Source organism: Methanosarcina hadiensis, from assembly GCF_046529725.1.
Taxonomy (GTDB): domain Archaea; phylum Halobacteriota; class Methanosarcinia; order Methanosarcinales; family Methanosarcinaceae; genus Methanosarcina; species Methanosarcina hadiensis.
In genome coordinates, this window is record NZ_CP136241.1 from 269,381 (window position 1) to 287,387 (window position 18,007).

The window sequence follows — 18,007 nt, forward strand, 5'->3', positions numbered from 1 at the left end:
TCATATTCTTTACCTAAAAAAATCATTTTTTTGTTCTCTAAATTCCCCTCTATCTTCAAAAATTTTTTCTTAAACCCCCCTTTTTATACTAGTTTGTCAATTTATCTCGCATGATTGACTTTGATACTTTGAAATACGAAAACGGTTTGATTATTGGCATTGTTCAGGACCAGAGAAGCAAAGAGGTCTTAATGTGTGCCTATATGAACCGGGAAGCCCTTGAAAAAACCGCAGAAACAGGAATTGCTCATTTCTGGAGCCGCAGCCGGCGGAGTCTTTGGAAAAAAGGTGAAACATCCGGGCATTTGCAAAAAGTAAAGGAAATAAGGATTGACTGCGATATGGACTCAGTTCTCCTGCTCGTGGAACAGGTTGGAGGTGCCTGCCATATGGGGTATAGATCATGTTTTTACCGAAACCTTGATGGAGAGGTAGTTGGGGAAAAGGTCTTTGAGCCTGAGGACGTTTACTGAACCTCAAAGATGGAGTGTAATTCATATCATAACCGTGCTCATTAAATTGTTTATTGAACTCCGGTTCAATTTTTTAATCTTTATATTCTCAGATCTTCTAAATTTTATTTCTTTACAAATAGTACTTTTCTAACTTCATTCATCCAAAAAAAAGCAGCAGAAGTTTTATTATATACTTTCTGACTCTATATCCCTTTATATGGCTGATGAGAAGCGGATATGGAGAATCGTTCCGGATACAAGCGTGATTATTGACGGGAGGCTTTCGTCCCGAATTAAAAGCGGTGAGTTCGGGAGCGCTGAAGTTATCATTCCCGAGGCTGTTGTATCGGAACTTGAAGCCCAGGCAAACAAGGGCAGAGAAATAGGTTTCAAAGGGCTTGAAGAGCTTTCTGAACTCCGCAAGCTGGCAGATAGGGGGGATATTCAACTTAAGTTTAGTGGGGTTCAGCCCAGTCTTGAAGAGATTAAGCTATCAAGGGAAGGAAGGGTGGATGCCCTTATCCGGCAGACAGCCCTCGATACGGGCGGGTTGTTCGTTAGCGAAGACCGGGTACAGTCTCTTATAGCCAGGGCAAAGGGACTTGATGTTGAGTACATGCATCCCAAAGTTCAGGACCCATCGGAATTCGGTTCTCTTAAAGTAGAGCACTTTTTTACTGATGACACAATGTCTGTGCATCTCAAAAATGGCGTATCTCCAATGGCCAAGAAAGGCCCTGTTGGGCAGGTGCGTTATGTGCGGATCAGAGAAGAACCTGCAAGTTCTCAGGAGCTTTCCAGCATCACAAAAGAGCTTATTGAGAGAGCCAGGCTTGACCCTGAGTCTTTTATAGAGATGTCCTCTAGCGGGGCTACGGTCCTGCAGATAAGGAACATGAGAATTGCGATCGCACACCCTCCTTTCTCGGATGATACGGAAATAACAATTGTCAGGCCTACTGTTGTTGTTGACCTCGAGCATTACCGCCTCAGCGATAAGCTTAAAGAGCGCATAATAAGCCAGCGTGGAATTCTTATTGCAGGGCCTCCTGGGGCAGGAAAATCCACTTTTGCTGCCGGAGTTGCACGTTACCTGAACGACCACGGGCAGGTGGTCAAGACTATGGAATCCCCAAGAGACCTGCAGGTTCCTGCTGAGATTACTCAGTATTCTCCCCTCAATGGAAGGATGGAGAACACTGCCGACCTTTTGCTCCTTGTCAGGCCGGATTATACTATTTATGATGAAGTCCGGAAGACAGGGGATTTTCTTATCTTTGCGGACATGAGGCTTGCAGGAGTGGGAATGATCGGAGTTGTGCATGCAACCCGCGCTGTGGATGCAATCCAGCGCCTCATTGGAAGGGTAGAACTGGGTGTCATCCCGCAGGTAGTTGATACTGTAATTTTCATCGATAAAGGAGAGGTTGCAAAGGTTCTGGTGCTTGCTTTTACAGTTAAGGTTCCTCACGGGATGACCGAGCAGGATCTGGCAAGGCCGGTAATTACTATCGCAGATTTCGAAACCGGCAAAGTAGAGTATGAGATCTACACATACGGAGAACAGGTTGTGGTCATGCCAATCGGACCTTCACGGGAAAGTCGTAAACCTGCCTGGAGGCTTGCCGAAGAAGAGATCAGGAATGTTATTAGCAGGTATGCTACAGGTCCTGTTGAAGTGGAAATGACCTCGGATGACAGTGCAATCGTAAAAGTTTTCGATGAAGATATGAGGAAGGTTATCGGCAAAGGCGGGAATGTTATTGACAGGATAGAAAATATACTTGGGCTCCATATCGATGTCAGGGAAATCGAGGCTGAAGCTCCAAAAAGCTCGAGGGGCCTGAAGCGAGGAGCTGAACGCAAAACTTTTCCGGGTAAAGCCCGGGAACAGGAACCTGAGAAAAGTTTTCCTCCTGCTTCCCCTGTCCATCCTATCATCGAAAGGACCAAAAAACACCTTATTCTTGGGGCTCCCGAGCTTGCAGGAAGGGATGTGGAGATCTTTATTGAAGATGAATACCTTTTCAGTGCAACTGTTAGCAGACACGGAGATGTAAAACTCAGGATAAATTCCGATCTCGCACTGGAAATTATGGAAGCCCAGGACAGCGGAGATTTTGTTGAGGTCAGGCCTATTTAATCCTCTAATTTAGAGTTTTTCCAATCTAGAATTCTTCTAATTCGGAATTCCTCTAATTTGGAATTCCTCTAATTTGGAATTCTTTTAATTTGGAATTTTTTTCTTTTTTCTTTCTCTTTTTCTTTTTAATTTTCTCTTATATTTTTCGTCCCAAATTAAAAATATTTATATACTGTTCGGATATGATTTCTTAGTAGAAATTTTTTGGGGGTTATGGTTTAATTGAGTAAAGCATATCAGGCAGAGCCTGAAATAAGGGCTGATCTGCAGGGACGAATAGAAATTTTTGACCAGAACATCAGAAGTTTTGAGAAAAGATTGAGAGCAGTTGAGCGTCGCCTATCCCTTGAAATGCCTCAAAACCTTCAGGCTGGAAAGGCTTATTCCGGTGATTCTTCAGACTTTCTTCCGGAAATAAACTCTTCAAAGCTTGCTGCAGGTACTTCGGTTGCTCCACCTGGTCCCTCTATCTCTCCTGAGGCTCCTTTCCCTCTTCCTTGTAATTCTTTGCTTTCAGAGTCTGCTCCATTAATAACACAGGAGAATACTTCAAATTTTGCCTTCAGTTCTGTACTCCCTTCTTCAGGCTCTTCAAACGTTTCCATGATTTCTCTGGACAGTTCTTCCGAGGTCTCAGGAGTCAGTTACAGAATAAAAGATATAAGTCCCATTTTTTCAAGCATTTCCAAAAGCATTCAAGCTTTACAGGCTGCAATCTCCGAACTTTCTGATTTTGTGCACGGCAACCTTGATATGGAGGTTGAAAAACTGGGTAAAGAGGTCAGAAATTTTCAGGTCCGGGAAAATACTTCGGAAGAATATATACAAAAACTTGAATCGCGTATTGAGTTTCTTGAAAATCGAGATCGATTTACCCTGGGTTCTATAAAAATTCCTGTAGAAGTCTCAGGAATTGCCGGGTCTTCAGTTCTTCTCCTTACAGGGCTTCTTATCTGGTCTGGCAGATGGGATATAATAAGGTCTCCTTACTTTTCAATCGGACTTGCTGTAGTTATGGCGGGAGCTGTATTCCTGAAGTTCTTCATGGCCAACAGAAAGCAAAAATCGCTAATGGATTAATATTTACATTGAGTAAAACTTTTAATATATTTATAACAAATTCTATCTTTTTGGGGTAGTTTCTGCCTTAACCACAGGCAGCAAAACCTGTAAATTTTAAGGAAATAGATTGTGGTAGTACCTGCTGGTATAAACGATCTCTCTTTTATTCTGGTTAATATTATAACCAAATTTTTATCAGTCCCAAAACATTTTTATATAATTACTTAATACATTTCTATAAAAAGATTTGTTCCGGGGTGGTACAATTATTGAATTAATTAAAGCTCTTGTTCTCGGCTTCACTGTAGGCATATCTGCAGCCATCATTCCCGGGCCCATGATGTTTGCAACAATCGGGGCATCTTTTCATAAAGGCTGGAGAGCAGGACCTTCTATATTCATGGGCCACGCCCTGGTAGAATTCATCTTTTTCATGTTTATTCTTATAGGAGCATCATCTTTTCTCAGGCAGTCAATTATCTCGTATCTGGCTATTGCAGGCGGCTTCATAATGGTAGCCTTCGGAATTTTAATGGTTATAAAAGCAAAAGAAGCCTCCCCAATGGATATCTCTATTTCAGCTAGCAGTCTTAACCTCTGCTCGAGTCCCACGTCTTCAGGAATTATTACTTCGGCATTGAATCCTTTCTCTGGTACGGTATCCGCAGGAATTATTACCTCAGCATTGAATCCCTTTTTTGTTGCATGGTGGTTAACAGCAGGCAGTGCGATTCTCCTTGAGGAGTATTTGATAGGTATCCTTGCAGTAATTTCATTCGTTGTCGGGCACTGGATTGCAGACTTTGGATTTCTCTTATCTCTGTCCACTTCTTTCTCCCGCGGAACTGAAATAATTTCACAGCCTACCCACCGGAAACTGGTATACCTTTGCGGAAGTTTTATGGCATTCTGTGGGCTCTGGTTTATGGTTAATAACAATAATATCTTATTATAATTCTGTTAACACCGAAATTCTGGTATAATATAAGCTAAATATGTACGAATCTGAGGATCTAAAAAAGAATAGATAATTAAAAAAAGAGCTGTTTTGATGTCTTAACTTTTTATGAAACTAAACTGCTGAAAACTAACTTTTAAAGCTTAATTTTCTAAAATGGTTTTAGAAATTTTTACTCAACAGGGCCTTTAACTTCTTTTTATCTTTATGAAGTATTTTTCATCGTAATCCGTATACCCACTTCTCATAACTTTTATTGAAATGTACCCTTCTACTTTTCCGGGAGGCAGTTGAGCGTCAGAAATCGCTATTATTACGTTTCCGTTGGAATCCGTGATTCCTGAATATGCTTTCTTCCTGTCCGGACTCCAGACAATCACATTTGCTCCTCCCACTCCCAGGCTTTTTCTATCAAGCACACTTATCCGGACATTAAAATTGGCTTTTTCCTCTCCGGAACCAAGCGAAAACGTGCTTAAATCTGATGTTGCATACATGGGTTCCGGAGGTTTGGGAGCATCCGAAATTGCTGAGAGAATCGCACAAAAACCTATAAACCCGACTATCGAAAGAACTACAATCCTTATAGGAAGCCCTGCAGTCCCTTTCTCGTTCTTTTTCAGGCTTTCAGGCAGCATATGCGGCTTCTCCCAGTTTTACTCTTACTATAGGTTTATTTGGTTTGTTTGCAAATCAGTTTATTAGCGAGTCTTTACAATCATAACTGCGTCTTTTTTCTCGTAATCATAGAAACCTTCTGCCAGGATCTTCAGGTCCATTGTCCCTTCATTCTGGTTCGGGTCAAGCCTTACGCGCGCAGATGCCGGTGTTGTCAGCACAGCGACTCCATTAATGTCAGTTGTGCTTGATGCCACGCCTCCCAGCCCTTTAAGGATAACGTTTGCGTTCCTTACAGGATTTCCGTCTTTATCTGTTACTCTTATTTCTGCTGATACGGAGAACGGGTTTTGCGCAGTAGCAGCATTTACTATTATTGAATTTCCTGGCTGAAGGCTTCCTGTCCCGAGTGCTGTTCTTTCTACAAAAACCGACATTTCCTTTGTAGGAGTCGGTATTATCGAAATAAGCGTTGCAAGAGCGACCATTGCCACAACGAGCATAACGACGATATTAATGGGTAATTCCATTGCTTTCTCGTTATTTCTGAATAAATGAATTTTCATAACATTCCCCCCTTACTTTAATTCTTAAAACTTATAAACTTTGTAATATTTTAAAAATAGTTAATCTTTCTATTTATAGATTTTTGATATTTTACCTATACTTTCTATTAAATCAAAAAGCCGATTATATTTGTTCTTAATAAGTATATGTTTATATAGTTCTTTTACGCATAAATTCCCTTAATACCGCAAAACAACCTTACTAACATATAGCGAGGGAAAGAGGTTTTTGACTCAAGAATGTTCTGATGAGCCAAGTGAATCGGACCATAGACAAAATTTTTTGTGTCTTTTAGGACTGCACGACTGGAAAAGAAAAAGCGGAGCACTCTATTTTCTGCCCAAAGTGCTCGAAAAACGTTATAAATGCGTTCGCTGTGGCAAGCACAAGGTGATTTTTGAGCAGGAGAAAATACCCCTGTAACCTTTCTGCAGACAGTTATTAACCTGAAATTTTTATTTTTATATTTTCAGGTATATTTCTCTTTATATTTTTCTTACTTTTCTTATTTTTCTTATTTTTCTTATTTTTCTTTGCTTCGTTTCTTTCAGTTTCTCCTCTTTCCTGAAATTCTTTGTTCGTAACCTTAATCTATCTTAACTTTGTTTGTTAGAGCTATGAAGCGAATCGTGATTATCGATTACGGGCTTGGAAATCTCAGGAGTGTTCAAAAGGGGCTTGAACACGTTGGGGCAAGTCCCGCAATCTCCGGGAACCCTGAGGATATCCTGGCAGCAGATGGTATTATTCTCCCCGGAGTCGGTGCTTTTGTAGATGCGATGAAATGCCTGGTTCCTCTTAAAGAGACTATTACGGAATTTGCAGACTCGGGAAAGCCCATGCTCGGAATCTGTCTTGGGCAGCAGGTTTTAATGAGTTCTTCTGAGGAAGGCAGGCTGACCGATGGCCTTGATCTCATTCAGGGCAAAGTGCTCCGTTTTCCAAAATCTGAACTGAAAGTGCCCCACATGGGCTGGAATAATATCCGAATCACACAGGATCACCCTCTGTTTAAAGGTATTCCAGACGGTTCTTTCGTGTATTTCGTGCACTCATACTATGTGGATACTGCTGCAGAAAATACCCTTGCATCATGTGAATATGGACTGGAATACTCGGCTTCGGTTGTGAACTCGAAAGGTAACGTTATGGGGACCCAGTTCCACCCTGAAAAGAGCGGAGCTACCGGGTTGAAGATTTTGAAAAATTTCGTCGAAATGTGCTGAGGTTCATTAAAAAGTTTGGAGAGTTTAAATAAGAAAGGGTAGATACACAGATATAGCGATAGATATGCTCTGATTTTTAGTTATACCTTTATCATCACTTTTCAGGCTGCTGAATCTGGGTTTTGAAGTATCCTGCATTATTAGAAATTCAATAGAACTTGATCAAATTAAAATTCAATTAAATTAGAATCCAATTAAATTAGAGTTCAATTAAATTAGAGTTTAATTAAATTAGAGTTTAATTAAATTAGAGTTTAATTAAATTAGAATCTAATTAAATTAGAGTTCAATTAAATTAGAATTTAAACAAAATAACCAGTATTGTAATTCCGAATTATTCTGTCCTGTACCCGTAAAACAGTGGCAGAGATCTGCAAGAGGATGGTTGTTATGGATATAGAAGGCTATGCAAAACGGGCTCTCAGGAAGGACCCTTCAGATGAAACCGGACTTGAAGCACGGCTTGCTTCAAGAATACTTGAAATCAAAAATATAAGTTCTGACAGGGCTCACGAGATTGCGGCTGCAGTCATCTGTGAGGCAAAAGCTACTCTCCATACCAAAGGAGACGTATTAAACCCCACTGTTTCAGGAGTTGCTATGGGAGAGTTCGGCGTAGGTTCGAGAGGTACAGGGGACTTTTACGTTCATTCCAAACTTGGGGAAGTCATAGGCAAAACCGACGCGGTAGTTGACAGTTCCCAGCTTGATGACTCGGGTGTTGTGAAACTGGGGGACGAATACCTTGTGGTCACAATTGATGGCATACATTCCCGCCTCAGTGATTTCCCCTTCCTTTCCGGTTTCCATGTAGCCAGGGCAGCCCTGCGTGATGTTTATTCCATGGGAGCCCGGCCCCTTGCAATGCTTTCGGATATTCATATTGCAGACGACGGAGACGTGGCAAAAATCTTTGACCATATTGCAGGGATAACAACGGTTTCAGAGCTTACCGGAATTCCTCTTATCACCGGGAGCACGCTCAGGATTGGAGGAGATATGGTCATAGGCGAAAGGATGACCGGAGGTGTAGGGGCTGTTGGTGTTACTTCTTCCCTCACCTCACGTAATAAAACAAGACCAGGTGACCTTATCCTTATGACCGAGGGCGCAGGGGGAGGAACTATCTCTACAACTGCCCTTTACTACGGGATGCATGATGTTGTGGATGAGACCATTAATATCCGTTTCCTAGAAGCCTGCGAAGTCCTTCTGAAGTCGGAGCTGTACAAAAAGGTTCACTCCATGACTGATGTTACCAATGGTGGAATACGGGGAGATGCCCGGGAAATCTCAAAGACTGCAGGTGTAAAAATGGTCTTTGAAGAAGAAAAAATGCGAGCCCTTGTGAACCCAAAGGTACTCTCCATGCTTGAGCTCCTTAAAATTGACTACCTTGGGGTTTCTCTCGATGCTCTCCTGGTAATTGCTCCTCCTGAATACGCTGATGAAATTCTTGAAACTATCAGGGCTGCAGGGGTCGCGATAGATATCATAGGCCGCGTTGAAGAAGGAAGTGGAGCTGAGATCATTGCTAATGGAGAAACCCGGGACTTTGCCCCGAGGTTCAGAGAATCAGCTTATACTCCTGTCAAAAAAGTGCATGGGGAAGAAAATCCGCGAGACTTTGAAGAGATGAGGGCTGCAATTGATAGGGCGGCTGAAGAAGCTATCAATAAAAAATACAGAATTCTTGATAAGATAAATAGCGGGAGAAGAAAGTAAGCTATAATAACTAACTAACTAACTAACTAACTAACTAACTAACTAACTAAATAAATAAATAAATAAATAAATAAATAAATAAATAAATCAGTTAATAAACGAATCAGTTAATAAATCAGTTAAGAAATAAATCAGCTAGTAGAGAAATCAGTTAATAAACAAATCAATTAAAAGGTAAAAGAAAAAGAAGAGAAAGGAAGTTTATATTTTTCTTTTTACTACAAGTACTTCCATCTCTTTTCCAATAATTTCAACTTCCTGATCCACTCCTATTTCTTCTTCGGATCTGGCTTTCCAGTATTCTCCTTTATACCGGACAAACCCCTTTCTCTCAGGGCTTATTGGATCTATTGTTCGGGCAGTATCTCCTATAACAGTTCCAATAACGGGCTTCTTCTTTCTGGTCTCGGCTACTTTGTATACAGCATATACAAGGAATAATCCGAAGACGATTGTGGGAGTGACAATTGTCAGGATTAGCAACCTTATGAACTCGGGCGTGTAAATATTTTCGCTTCCGAGAGGCACGAGGAAGATGCTACCTATAACCAGGCTGAGAAGTCCGGCAAGCCCGAAAATTCCAAATCCCGGAGAATGAAGTTCATAAATAATAAGTCCTACTCCTACAATAATAAGGAAAAACGCTGCTATGTTAATATCGAACCCTGTGCCTATTAGCCCGAGCACGATAGCAATAATCCCTAAAAGCTCTGCCCCGGCTCCGGGGTTTGAAATTCCGAAGATAATCCCATACAGTCCTATTGTCAGCAGAAGTGACGAAAGGATAGGGTTCGAAATGAGTTGCAGGAAGGATAAGGAAAGGGGAGGTTCATAGGTTTCGGTTTCTGCATTTGCGGTTTGCAGTGTTCTGTCCTTTACCCTCTCTCCGTCAACCTGGACCAGCAGATCAGGAACGGAAGATGCCCTGTATTCGATGACTCCCTCTTCCAGAGCTTCTTCATCATTCAGGTTTCTGTTTTTGGTAATTACTTCCTCTGCAAAAGTCTCGTTTCTCCCATGCTTCCTTGCCGTTTCGGTAGAAAATTTTACGAGGGCATTTATTATTTTCTCGTCTTCGACAGGCACTGTCCCTTCTGCAGATATCTGCACAGGCTGTGCTGACCCTATAACTGTAAAAGGAGCCATTGCAGCAATATCAGTGCCCATAAGGATCAGAGTCCCTGCAGACCAGGCTTTTCCGCTTTCAGGAACAAAACCGATTACAGGAACAGTTGTATTCTCAATTGACTTTATGATTATTTGAGTCTCTTCCAGCCCCCCGCCCGGAGTATCCAGAGTAATTACAAGAGCTTCAAAATTCCCGTCTTCAGCTCTTTCTATTGCGTCAGCTATCAAATTGTCGGATGCAGGAGTTATAGCTCCGTTTATTTCGAGTACAAGCACTTTGTTCTCAGGTGCTGACTCTGCTGAAGGCATAAAAGCAGCTGTGAGAGCGATACAGAAAAATAAAATAGAGAGGGCGCGGAAGGCCCTTTTCATTTGCATAATCACTGATCCTTTTTCGCCTTTACAAGCTTTTACGATTTTCTCACTTTTAATCTTATTTTAGTGTCATTTCTTTTCGGACATAGCCTGAGAAAGGGCGGCTACGTTTCCGGTTTCGAGAGCCTGAGATTGTGTAACTACAATAAGGTTTTTTTCTCTGGCAATCTCGGCAAGGGTCTGGAGTTCCCTTAACTTGATGGCAGTTGGAACCCCCTGGTAAAGGCTGGCAGCATCTTTCATTCTTTCTGCTGCCTGGAATTCTCCCTCTGCAAGGATTATCCTGGCACGCTTTTCTCTTTCGGCTTCAGCCTGTTTTGCAATTGCTCTCTTCATTGTTTCAGGCAGGGCTACATCCCGGATGGTTACGCCTGTGACTTTGATCCCCCAGGGGTCAGTGTAAGCATCCAGCAGTTCCTGAATCTGTTTGTTGATGCTTTCTCTTTCCGAAAGCAGTTCATCAAGTTCCATTTGCCCCATTACGTCCCTAAGTGTGGTCTGGGAAAGGGTTGAGGTTGCAAACATATAGTTTTCAACCTGTGTTATTGCAGCCCCGGGCTCCACAACTTTATAATAGACAACGGCGTCCACTTCAACCGTGACATTGTCCTTTGTGATAACTGCCTGCTTGGGGACATCGATTGCAACCACCCTCAGGTCAATCTTTATGGCCTTATCAATAATAGGAATGATTAAAAATATACCCGGTCCTTTGACTCCACTAAGACGGCCGAGCCTGAAAATTACAACACGTTCGTACTCATTAACCATTTTTATGGATTGTGAGAGTATTAATATCACAATTATTAATACAGGGAGCAATGATCCACTGATGAAATCAACCATAATTTATTCCCTCCTATCCATTAATCTTAAAATTGAGCTTGATAATAATTAAGTGTTCTTTATTTGAGGAATTTGTGAAAAACTCATGTAGAGTAGTAAGCAGTCATAAGTTAAAAAATTTTACATCTGACGTCTACCTAAAATATCTGTGAATCTATATAAGTACTCACATGATCCTTAGTTCTGATTACACTGGATTGCAGCCATGTCTTCAATCATATAATAATACGAAAATTGTCAGAATCACTTCATAAGCCCGAAGGTTCCGTGTGTCTGCAGACACTGTGCCAAATATCATGCTTACAAACACTTATATCTTGCGTACACAAGATATTGAACTTAATAACAGGATCTATGCAGAAAGGAGCGAGTCCGTGATAATGATTCCGGGTCCGGGGAAGACCGTACAGTTTCCAGTAGACTGAGGGTATACACAGGATATAATAAGTGTATGAAGTTCAATGTGAGATTTCATAAAGTTATTAGGTTAAGAAAACGCAGGTTCGGAAGAACCACTGGTGTTGATATTAATGAGTAAGGAATGTCCAGATTGCCACGGACGTGGCTACGAAGTTATTTCAACTGAAGTCTGCCCTCTCTGCAAGGGAAAAGGCAAGTCAAAATCAGTTGATTTCATGAAAATTTCAGAAAAAGACATTAACAGTTTCCTGAAAAATGGTGCAGCGTGTGAGAAATGCAAAGGCAAGGGAAGTATTGAAATTACCAGATCCTGTGAAGCCTGTGAAGGGCTCGGAAAAATCTACACCTGCAAGGTTTGCGGAGCAAGAATTCATAACCCTGATGACGCAGAGGAAGAAATTTGCAGTTCCTGTGCGCGTTCCCAGCATGTTTATGCTCTCGACGAATCCTGCGACCTTAAAGATGTGGAAGCAGGAAAAATGTATCACGGCATTGTAAGCAGCATTGCTTCTTTTGGAGTCTTTGTAGACCTGAATCCTCACGTTCGGGGGCTTATGCATTCCAGCAATGTCGGGGTCCAGCCTGAAGTTGGGGATGCCGTTATTGTCCTGGTAAAGAGTGTTAAGGCCGGAGGAAAGCTGGATCTTATCCCGAAAACTCTTGCCAAATACGAAACCATCGAACTTGAGAAAGAACTCCCGCTTAAGAATTCCTCCCTAATCGATACCAGCATGAAAGGCAGGCTCATCCGGATCGAAGGGGAAGTTATTCAGGTAAAGCAGACCAGCGGACCGACAATCTTCACAATAGGTGATGAAGGAGGCTTTATTCCATGCGCGGCTTTTGAAAGTGCAGGGAAGCGGTCTTACCCTCATATCGATGTGGGAATGATTGTCTCGATTACCGGGGAAGTGACTCCCAGAGACGAACAGGTCCAGATTGAAGTCATGAGCATGAAACAGCTGACCGGAGAAAAAGAAGCTGTTGTTAAGGCAAGGGTTGAGAAGGTAATAGATGAAAAAGCCGCACCTGCCGATATTTCTTTTCTGATTGAAAGCGAGGTAATGGAAAAACTCAGGCCGAGAATGCTTCATGTAGCTAAAGAGATCAAAAAGGCAATTCTCCATTCAACTCCTATTCTTCTCAGGCACCATGCAGATGCCGATGGGATTACCTCTGCAATCGCTATTGAGCGAGCGATTCTCCCTCTTATCACTGAAATCGGCGGATCGGACGCGGAGTATTATTTCTACAAACGTGCTCCTTCAAAGGCTCCTTTCTACGAACTTGCCGATGTTACAAGGGATATTTCCTTCGCACTTGAGGATTATGCTAGGCACGGACAGAAAATGCCTCTTGTCATCCAGGTAGATAACGGCTCAACCGAAGAAGATGTGCCTGCAATGCGACAGGCGAATGTCTACGGCATTCAAATGCTTGTAATCGACCACCATCATCCGGATGACATCGTTGACCAGTATCTTATAGGGCATGTTAACCCTGCTCATGTAGGAGGAGATTTCGGGGTCACTGCAGGCATGCTGTGTGCCGAGGTTGCCCGTATGATCAATCCATCCATCAGTGATACGATAAAGCACCTTCCTGCCGTTTCTGCAGTAGGTGACCGTTCTGAGGCTCCGGAAGCTGGAAGATATATCTCCCTTGTTTCTGACCGCTATTCGCTTGAGGAGTTAAAAGACATGGCTCTGGCTCTCGATTATGAGCAGTTCTGGCTCAAGTTCAGCAGTGGAAAAGGCCTTATTGATGACATCCTGGATCTTGGGGACCACAAAATCCACAAAAACCTTGTGTCTTTGCTCTGCGAGCAGGCAAATGCCATGATAAAAGAACAGCTTGAGACCTGCCTTTTTAATGTCAAGTCCCAGAAGCTGGCAAATGGCGCTATTATGAACGTGATAGATGTCGAAAACTATGCCCAGAAGTTTACCTTCCCTCCACCAGGCAAGACCTCCGGGGAAGTTCATGATGTGCTTACCAAAAGAAACCCGGATAAACCTGTTGTCACTATTGGCTACGGGCCTGACTTTGCTGTTATCCGCTCAAAAGGAGTGCTCATGAATATTCCCAGAATTGTCCGGGAGCTCCGGGAAGAAATGAAAGGTGCAGGCGTCAGCGGAGGCGGACACCTTGTTGTCGGCAGCATTAAATTTGTTGAAGGAATGAGAACTGAAGTTCTCTCAAGACTTGCAGAAAAGATTGCATCTGCGGAAGTTGTACATTAACAGGCCTTTTCAATAACCTGTTAATCTTCCTTCTTCACAATTCTCTTTCCTGATTCTGCAGCTAATAATTCCTGCTTTTTAAATGGTTCTGTTTTAAAGAGTGATTCTGTTAAAAAAGATTCTGTTAAAAGAGTTTCTGTTAAAAGAGACTCTGTTAAAGGCAATAGTTCAAAAAATGCCTTAAGATAAAACGAACAGATGAAAAAGAGTTAAAAGCTTAAATATTACAGGAAAATTTCAAAGTGCAGTTATTACAAAAAATACAAAAAAGTAATTTTTGGAAAACCTTCCTCTAAAGGGCTTTCCATATCAAAGAAATTTTCTTCCGTTTTATCTTTCAGTGCTTTCAGTCCACGCGAACTATCCTGACAAGGGACTGGATAGGAACATTGGCGATTGTATCCGCGCCTTTTTTGTCCACAAGAACCACAACTGCCCTGGGTTTTGCGTCCATTTCGCGCAGCTGTTCAATTACTTCCATTGTGGTGGAACCTGTGGTAATTACATCGTCAACGATTACACAGTTTTTGCCTGCAACGCTTCCGAAGTTCCTGCTGATGGTACCTTTCTGACCGGGCTGGACCATGTCCTGTCCTTTACGGGAATGGTAAAGGGCAAAGTCTGCTCCCAGCTCATTTGCCATCATGCTTGCCAGGGGAATGCCGCTTGCTGCAACGCCAACTACCACATCTACCTCGGTATTTGTCTTTTCCAGCGTTTCAAGAACCATGTCGCAGAGTGCAAGCGAGATATAGTGAAGCCGTGTAGCGCTCTTTCCTATGCTGCTCCAGTTTACGGATATATCTTTTGGAGCAGGGGCTGCGACTTCTTTTTTCGAACGGGTTAAAAGCCATGTGACTGTTTCTCTTGATACATTAAGCTCGTCGGCTATCTGGCCGTTACCAAGCCCGTTGTTCTGCAGTTCCACAGCTTTCTGAATGAGATCTTCTATGTTCTTCATGCCTCCATTCCCACCTGAAATTTTTTGTCTGGCGGTATTTCCGGCCGATTTTGCAGCTCTTTTTACGAATACTGCCTGGAATACTGCCTGAAAAATTTAATTCAAGTATATTTTTTCTCAGTTAAAAACATTATTAGACTATCAAGCATTATATCTTTTTCTTCAGCTTTCCTGAAAAGCCTTGCCTTTAATTTTTCTTTTCCTCTTTTTTTTGAGGGGTGAACCGCAAATAGGGCATTCATCTCCTTTCTCAAAGGTTTTTTTACAGCCAATACATTGCTTTTGCCAGATAAGAACATCTTTTATCTTTTTCTGAGCAATCGGTTTAACCTGAATGCCCAGCTGCACTGCAACATTCTGGACTGCATAATCATCTGTGAGAAGTATAGCCGTCTCCCTGTGTTCAAGGGCTTTTGCAAGAATTTCCAGATCCGTTTTTGAAAGCTCCTCCGAATCCCGGGTTTGTTCAGCTTTTTTCCGAACCTCTTTTACCATTTCCGGTTCTGGCCATTCTACCCTGAGTCCTCCCTCTTTTGCAAGGTCAAAACGGAGCGCGGAATCCCTGCTCTTTAATTCGTCCACAACCGAAGGGACGGTGATAAGTAGCGAGCTGTCCACACTGCAGTTTCCCATTATAAAGACTGCCGAGTCTGCTATGTAAGAGGTCATTTTCCTTCTCTTTTCTTTGTTAGTATATAATTCATTGGCTTCCTGCCCGAATTGTGCTTCGCCCGATTTCCGTCTCGCCCGATTTCCGTCTCGCCCGAATTGCGCCTCGGGAGTACGCAGTCCTTTTCGCTCCGCTCAAGAGGACTAATTTTCGGTGAAGTTTCAAAATCTATGTATTCTTACATTATTCGTTTTTAAGTTAGTGACTCTTATCTAGTCAGAGAACGGATTAATGCAGTAGTTTTTTGGAGATGTTGTGTAATGAATAAAAATATACTGATACTTGCCGGTAGTCCACGAAAGAACGGGAATAGTGATATGCTGGCAGATGCTTTTATGAGAGGAGCACAGGAAAAAGGGCATATGGTAAATAAAATTGAAGTGGCAAGACTCAATATGTGGATGTACGGCATGTGATATGTGCTGGACAAAGGATAGAGCCTGTGTTCAGCGTGATGATATGGCAGAAATTGAGCCACTGCTCGAAAGTGCGGATATGCTTGTACTGGTTTCTCCTTTATATTTCTTCGGAGTTTCAGCGCAGTTAAAGGCTGTAATTGACAGGCTTTGCACATATTGTGTGGATAACTGTAAAAAACCGCTTAACATAAAGGAAACTGCTTTGATTATGTGCGGAGCGGGCGAAGAAGAACAATTTTTCAGTGGCGCCATAGATACCTACAGGCAGACAGCGGATTATATGAGATGGGAAGATAGAGGTGTCTTAATAGCTACCAGTGTGACAGCAAAAGGGGATGTTTTGCAGGGGGATTGGCTGGCTAAAGCACAGGTTTTTGGCGCTTTCATTTGACGGGTTTATTTTTTCACGCCTTATATGCACCAGCGGAGTGCGGCTCATGAAGTTAATGTAAAAGTAGAAACGAAAAAAATAGCTTTCAAATATGAGATAATAAACAGGTTGTGTCCATTATTTCATATTTGATCAATTTCACCCAATCACGGGCTGAACATGGAGGAATTAATATTAATATCTGAAATGAAGATGCAGATTTTGATTTTATACTTCATTTGGGGCAGATTTCCTTAAGGCCGGCTGCGACGTCGGGGAGGAGGTCAATCGGGATGCCCATTGTCATTTCTTCGTCTGCGATTTCGGTGTAAGCCCTGCTGCCGCTGCATCCTACTGTAACTTCTATTTTGCCTTCTTTGTATGTCTGCACCACACCGTCGGAACAGAGGCTCTGTTTGCCTGCGAAACTGGTTTCAAGTCTGCCTCCGGTTTTGTACATATAAGCCTGAGTGAGTAACATTACCTGTTTGGGGTTGCAGATGACCAGGATAACATCCGGAACGAACGTGGTCTTTTCAAGAGGTGCGTACAGGACCGCCTCTGTAGAGTCAGGGGCAAGGGTAGGCACCATATCTATAGTGCGTTTTGCAGCTTCCTGGCTGCTGAACTGTTTTAAGCCCTTATAGTAGAATTCTCCACTGGCAACTTTTGGGGGCAGTGCTCCAAGGCCCATGGCACCAGCTCCACCTTTACACGCCTGGTCTTCTCCCAGAGTATAAAATTCCTCCCCTGTCCTTCTCACTCTATCGACCAGCTGGCAATGTCTCATAGCCTCATCCACCTTTTTAATCCCTTCCGGAACTTTTTCTCCTTTAGGAATCAATTTTACCGCAACTGGAGACGTTTTAAGTTTGAGGCATTCTACCATTTCCTGTCCGTAAGTATTGATTTCTTTTAATTCCATGTTTATTACTCCAGGTATTAATTTTAGGGTATTAATTTTATTAAGTCTGATTCTGGAAAATTAAGCGATCTTATCATCTTTTTGAAGTGTGTTTGCTAAGTTTTGACTAAATTATACACAACCCACTCAAATATAAATATTCTCGAGTTCCGATTCCCAAAGGAATTTTCTCGCAGTACACTTATTTATTTAATAAGTATTCCTGTTTCAACTTCCCTGCCCCTGACATCTTTTGCCTTGCTCAGGAATCAAACAGGGAAAGTTTGAAGGGGTATTCTCACTCAAGTTTGTCAAAAATAATTTCCATTTTTCCCATTTCCCGGGCAAGGTTCTTGGAGATCATTCCATTTTCGAGCCAGCAGGCATTCATTACCGCAGCCGGGACAAGGCATGTGGGAGTAAGAGGGGTTTCAGCTGATTTCTGGGCAAGTACCGTATCGGGGCCGCCCATAAGATCCTTCATGCCCATATCAAATTTTGTACCCCATTTCCTGAGTTTTTCGCAGGTTGTTTTGATATGTATATGGGTGTTTTTTCCTTCTTTTGTAGCGATGATCTTTGTTGTATGTCCGCATATAGTATTGAGTGAAATTTCAGTGACCATTATTCTATGCTCCTTATAGTGCAGTTGCCCGAAGTCTAAATGGCGCTTTTATTCCTCTGCCAGTAAATTTCTTTTCTACAGGTACCAGAAACTCTTTTCCATTTCTTTTTTATTTAATTTTGCATATATATTTTTCCGTGGCGATCTCTTTCCCTCTTTACCCAGATAGCTTTATAAACTTCAGATTCTACTTCCCAGCTACAGTTAACAGTATCAGGATGAGACCGTAAACCCGGATTTTTCTGGTGATGTGATCGCAAAGTTCATATACAATTCTATTCGTATTGCTAAG

18 protein-coding genes are annotated in these 18,007 nt (G+C 42.2%); 10 read left to right on the forward strand and 8 right to left on the reverse strand.

The window, feature by feature from the left end; translation table 11 throughout:
* The first annotated feature begins 110 nt into the window (after positions 1–110).
* The 4 genes from hisI to RSJ42_RS01205 all read left to right on the forward strand — a co-directional run bounded on the left by hisI (position 111) and on the right by RSJ42_RS01205 (position 4,615).
* Positions 111–473 carry a phosphoribosyl-AMP cyclohydrolase gene (hisI, locus tag RSJ42_RS01190; RefSeq protein WP_410508921.1) on the forward strand — a complete coding sequence of 121 codons (363 nt, stop codon included), beginning with the start codon at positions 111–113 and terminating at the stop codon, positions 471–473.
* A gap of 199 nt (positions 474–672) precedes the next feature.
* The gene (locus RSJ42_RS01195) at positions 673–2,598 is read left to right on the forward strand and encodes a PINc/VapC family ATPase (RefSeq protein ID WP_410508922.1); all 1,926 of its coding nucleotides are present in this window, start codon (positions 673–675) and stop codon (positions 2,596–2,598) included.
* Between the two features lie 222 nt (positions 2,599–2,820).
* On the forward strand, positions 2,821–3,678 hold the full coding sequence (locus tag RSJ42_RS01200) for a hypothetical protein (protein WP_410508923.1): 858 nt from the start codon (positions 2,821–2,823) through the stop codon (positions 3,676–3,678).
* A 229-nt stretch (positions 3,679–3,907) separates the two neighbouring features.
* On the forward strand, positions 3,908–4,615 hold the full coding sequence (locus tag RSJ42_RS01205) for a LysE family transporter (protein ID WP_410508924.1): 708 nt from the start codon (positions 3,908–3,910) through the stop codon (positions 4,613–4,615).
* Positions 4,616–4,806: 191 nt separating this feature from the next.
* Here RSJ42_RS01205 and RSJ42_RS01210 read toward each other — a convergent pair whose 3' ends face one another.
* A complete protein-coding gene (locus RSJ42_RS01210; RefSeq protein WP_410508925.1) occupies positions 4,807–5,256 on the reverse strand; it encodes a hypothetical protein in 450 nt (149 codons plus the stop codon).
* Positions 5,257–5,319: 63 nt separating this feature from the next.
* Positions 5,320–5,802, reverse strand: a complete 483-nt coding sequence (locus RSJ42_RS01215; protein WP_410508926.1) for an Ig-like domain-containing protein — start codon at positions 5,800–5,802, stop codon at positions 5,320–5,322.
* Between the two features lie 618 nt (positions 5,803–6,420).
* On the opposite strand from RSJ42_RS01215, the gene hisH reads away from it, so the two are divergent.
* On the forward strand, positions 6,421–7,029 hold the full coding sequence (hisH, locus tag RSJ42_RS01220; protein WP_410508927.1) for an imidazole glycerol phosphate synthase subunit HisH: 609 nt from the start codon (positions 6,421–6,423) through the stop codon (positions 7,027–7,029).
* Positions 7,030–7,419: 390 nt separating this feature from the next.
* Complete coding sequence (locus tag RSJ42_RS01225; protein WP_410510281.1) at positions 7,420–8,754, forward strand: AIR synthase-related protein; 1,335 nt, start codon at positions 7,420–7,422, stop codon at positions 8,752–8,754.
* 201 nt (positions 8,755–8,955) lie between these two features.
* Here RSJ42_RS01225 and RSJ42_RS01230 read toward each other — a convergent pair whose 3' ends face one another.
* Entirely contained in the window at positions 8,956–10,260 is a 1,305-nt protein-coding gene (locus RSJ42_RS01230; RefSeq protein ID WP_410508928.1) for an NfeD family protein, read from the reverse strand.
* Between the two features lie 66 nt (positions 10,261–10,326).
* Positions 10,327–11,103 carry a slipin family protein gene (locus tag RSJ42_RS01235; RefSeq protein WP_410508929.1) on the reverse strand — a complete coding sequence of 259 codons (777 nt, stop codon included), beginning with the start codon at positions 11,101–11,103 and terminating at the stop codon, positions 10,327–10,329.
* A 269-nt stretch (positions 11,104–11,372) separates the two neighbouring features.
* Here RSJ42_RS01235 and RSJ42_RS01240 point away from each other — a divergent pair, with 269 nt between their 5' ends.
* Both RSJ42_RS01240 and RSJ42_RS01245 read left to right on the forward strand, forming a co-directional pair.
* Positions 11,373–11,528, forward strand: a complete 156-nt coding sequence (locus tag RSJ42_RS01240) for a hypothetical protein (RefSeq protein WP_410508930.1) — start codon at positions 11,373–11,375, stop codon at positions 11,526–11,528.
* 105 nt (positions 11,529–11,633) lie between these two features.
* Positions 11,634–13,766, forward strand: coding sequence for an OB-fold nucleic acid binding domain-containing protein (locus tag RSJ42_RS01245; RefSeq protein WP_410508931.1), 2,133 nt, complete (start codon positions 11,634–11,636; stop codon positions 13,764–13,766).
* Between the two features lie 346 nt (positions 13,767–14,112).
* Here RSJ42_RS01245 and RSJ42_RS01250 read toward each other — a convergent pair whose 3' ends face one another.
* Entirely contained in the window at positions 14,113–14,727 is a 615-nt protein-coding gene (locus tag RSJ42_RS01250) for an orotate phosphoribosyltransferase-like protein (RefSeq protein ID WP_410508932.1), read from the reverse strand.
* A 162-nt stretch (positions 14,728–14,889) separates the two neighbouring features.
* On the reverse strand, positions 14,890–15,396 hold the full coding sequence (locus RSJ42_RS01255; RefSeq protein WP_410508933.1) for an NOB1 family endonuclease: 507 nt from the start codon (positions 15,394–15,396) through the stop codon (positions 14,890–14,892).
* 261 nt (positions 15,397–15,657) lie between these two features.
* Between RSJ42_RS01255 and RSJ42_RS01260 the strand changes: the two genes are divergently transcribed.
* Positions 15,658–15,813 (forward strand): NAD(P)H-dependent oxidoreductase, encoded by a 156-nt coding sequence (locus tag RSJ42_RS01260; protein ID WP_410508934.1) that lies wholly within the window; start codon positions 15,658–15,660, stop codon positions 15,811–15,813.
* A 43-nt stretch (positions 15,814–15,856) separates the two neighbouring features.
* The gene (locus RSJ42_RS01265; protein ID WP_410508935.1) at positions 15,857–16,207 is read left to right on the forward strand and encodes a flavodoxin family protein; all 351 of its coding nucleotides are present in this window, start codon (positions 15,857–15,859) and stop codon (positions 16,205–16,207) included.
* Positions 16,208–16,421: 214 nt separating this feature from the next.
* Here RSJ42_RS01265 and RSJ42_RS01270 read toward each other — a convergent pair whose 3' ends face one another.
* The gene (locus tag RSJ42_RS01270) at positions 16,422–17,111 is read right to left on the reverse strand and encodes a DUF169 domain-containing protein (protein WP_410508936.1); all 690 of its coding nucleotides are present in this window, start codon (positions 17,109–17,111) and stop codon (positions 16,422–16,424) included.
* Between the two features lie 277 nt (positions 17,112–17,388).
* A complete protein-coding gene (locus RSJ42_RS01275; RefSeq protein ID WP_410508937.1) occupies positions 17,389–17,715 on the reverse strand; it encodes a DUF6951 family protein in 327 nt (108 codons plus the stop codon).
* Positions 17,716–18,007 lie beyond the last annotated feature (292 nt).

What these genes read in the sequence shown, in the direction of transcription:
- RSJ42_RS01255 (WP_410508933.1), bottom strand. Translation starts at nt 15,396, where the DNA reads ATGACCTCTTACATAGCAGACTCGGCAGTCTTTATAATGGGAAACTGC.
- RSJ42_RS01265 (WP_410508935.1), top strand. Translation starts at nt 15,857, where the DNA reads ATGGCAGAAATTGAGCCACTGCTCGAAAGTGCGGATATGCTTGTACTG.
- RSJ42_RS01195 (WP_410508922.1), top strand. Translation starts at nt 673, where the DNA reads ATGGCTGATGAGAAGCGGATATGGAGAATCGTTCCGGATACAAGCGTG.
- RSJ42_RS01210 (WP_410508925.1), bottom strand. Translation starts at nt 5,256, where the DNA reads ATGCTGCCTGAAAGCCTGAAAAAGAACGAGAAAGGGACTGCAGGGCTT.
- RSJ42_RS01250 (WP_410508932.1), bottom strand. Translation starts at nt 14,727, where the DNA reads ATGAAGAACATAGAAGATCTCATTCAGAAAGCTGTGGAACTGCAGAAC.
- RSJ42_RS01215 (WP_410508926.1), bottom strand. Translation starts at nt 5,802, where the DNA reads ATGAAAATTCATTTATTCAGAAATAACGAGAAAGCAATGGAATTACCC.
- RSJ42_RS01260 (WP_410508934.1), top strand. Translation starts at nt 15,658, where the DNA reads ATGAATAAAAATATACTGATACTTGCCGGTAGTCCACGAAAGAACGGG.
- RSJ42_RS01270 (WP_410508936.1), bottom strand. Translation starts at nt 17,111, where the DNA reads ATGGAATTAAAAGAAATCAATACTTACGGACAGGAAATGGTAGAATGC.
- RSJ42_RS01275 (WP_410508937.1), bottom strand. Translation starts at nt 17,715, where the DNA reads ATGGTCACTGAAATTTCACTCAATACTATATGCGGACATACAACAAAG.
- RSJ42_RS01230 (WP_410508928.1), bottom strand. Translation starts at nt 10,260, where the DNA reads ATGCAAATGAAAAGGGCCTTCCGCGCCCTCTCTATTTTATTTTTCTGT.
- hisI (WP_410508921.1), top strand. Translation starts at nt 111, where the DNA reads ATGATTGACTTTGATACTTTGAAATACGAAAACGGTTTGATTATTGGC.
- RSJ42_RS01235 (WP_410508929.1), bottom strand. Translation starts at nt 11,103, where the DNA reads ATGGTTGATTTCATCAGTGGATCATTGCTCCCTGTATTAATAATTGTG.
- hisH (WP_410508927.1), top strand. Translation starts at nt 6,421, where the DNA reads ATGAAGCGAATCGTGATTATCGATTACGGGCTTGGAAATCTCAGGAGT.
- RSJ42_RS01245 (WP_410508931.1), top strand. Translation starts at nt 11,634, where the DNA reads ATGAGTAAGGAATGTCCAGATTGCCACGGACGTGGCTACGAAGTTATT.
- RSJ42_RS01225 (WP_410510281.1), top strand. Translation starts at nt 7,420, where the DNA reads ATGGATATAGAAGGCTATGCAAAACGGGCTCTCAGGAAGGACCCTTCA.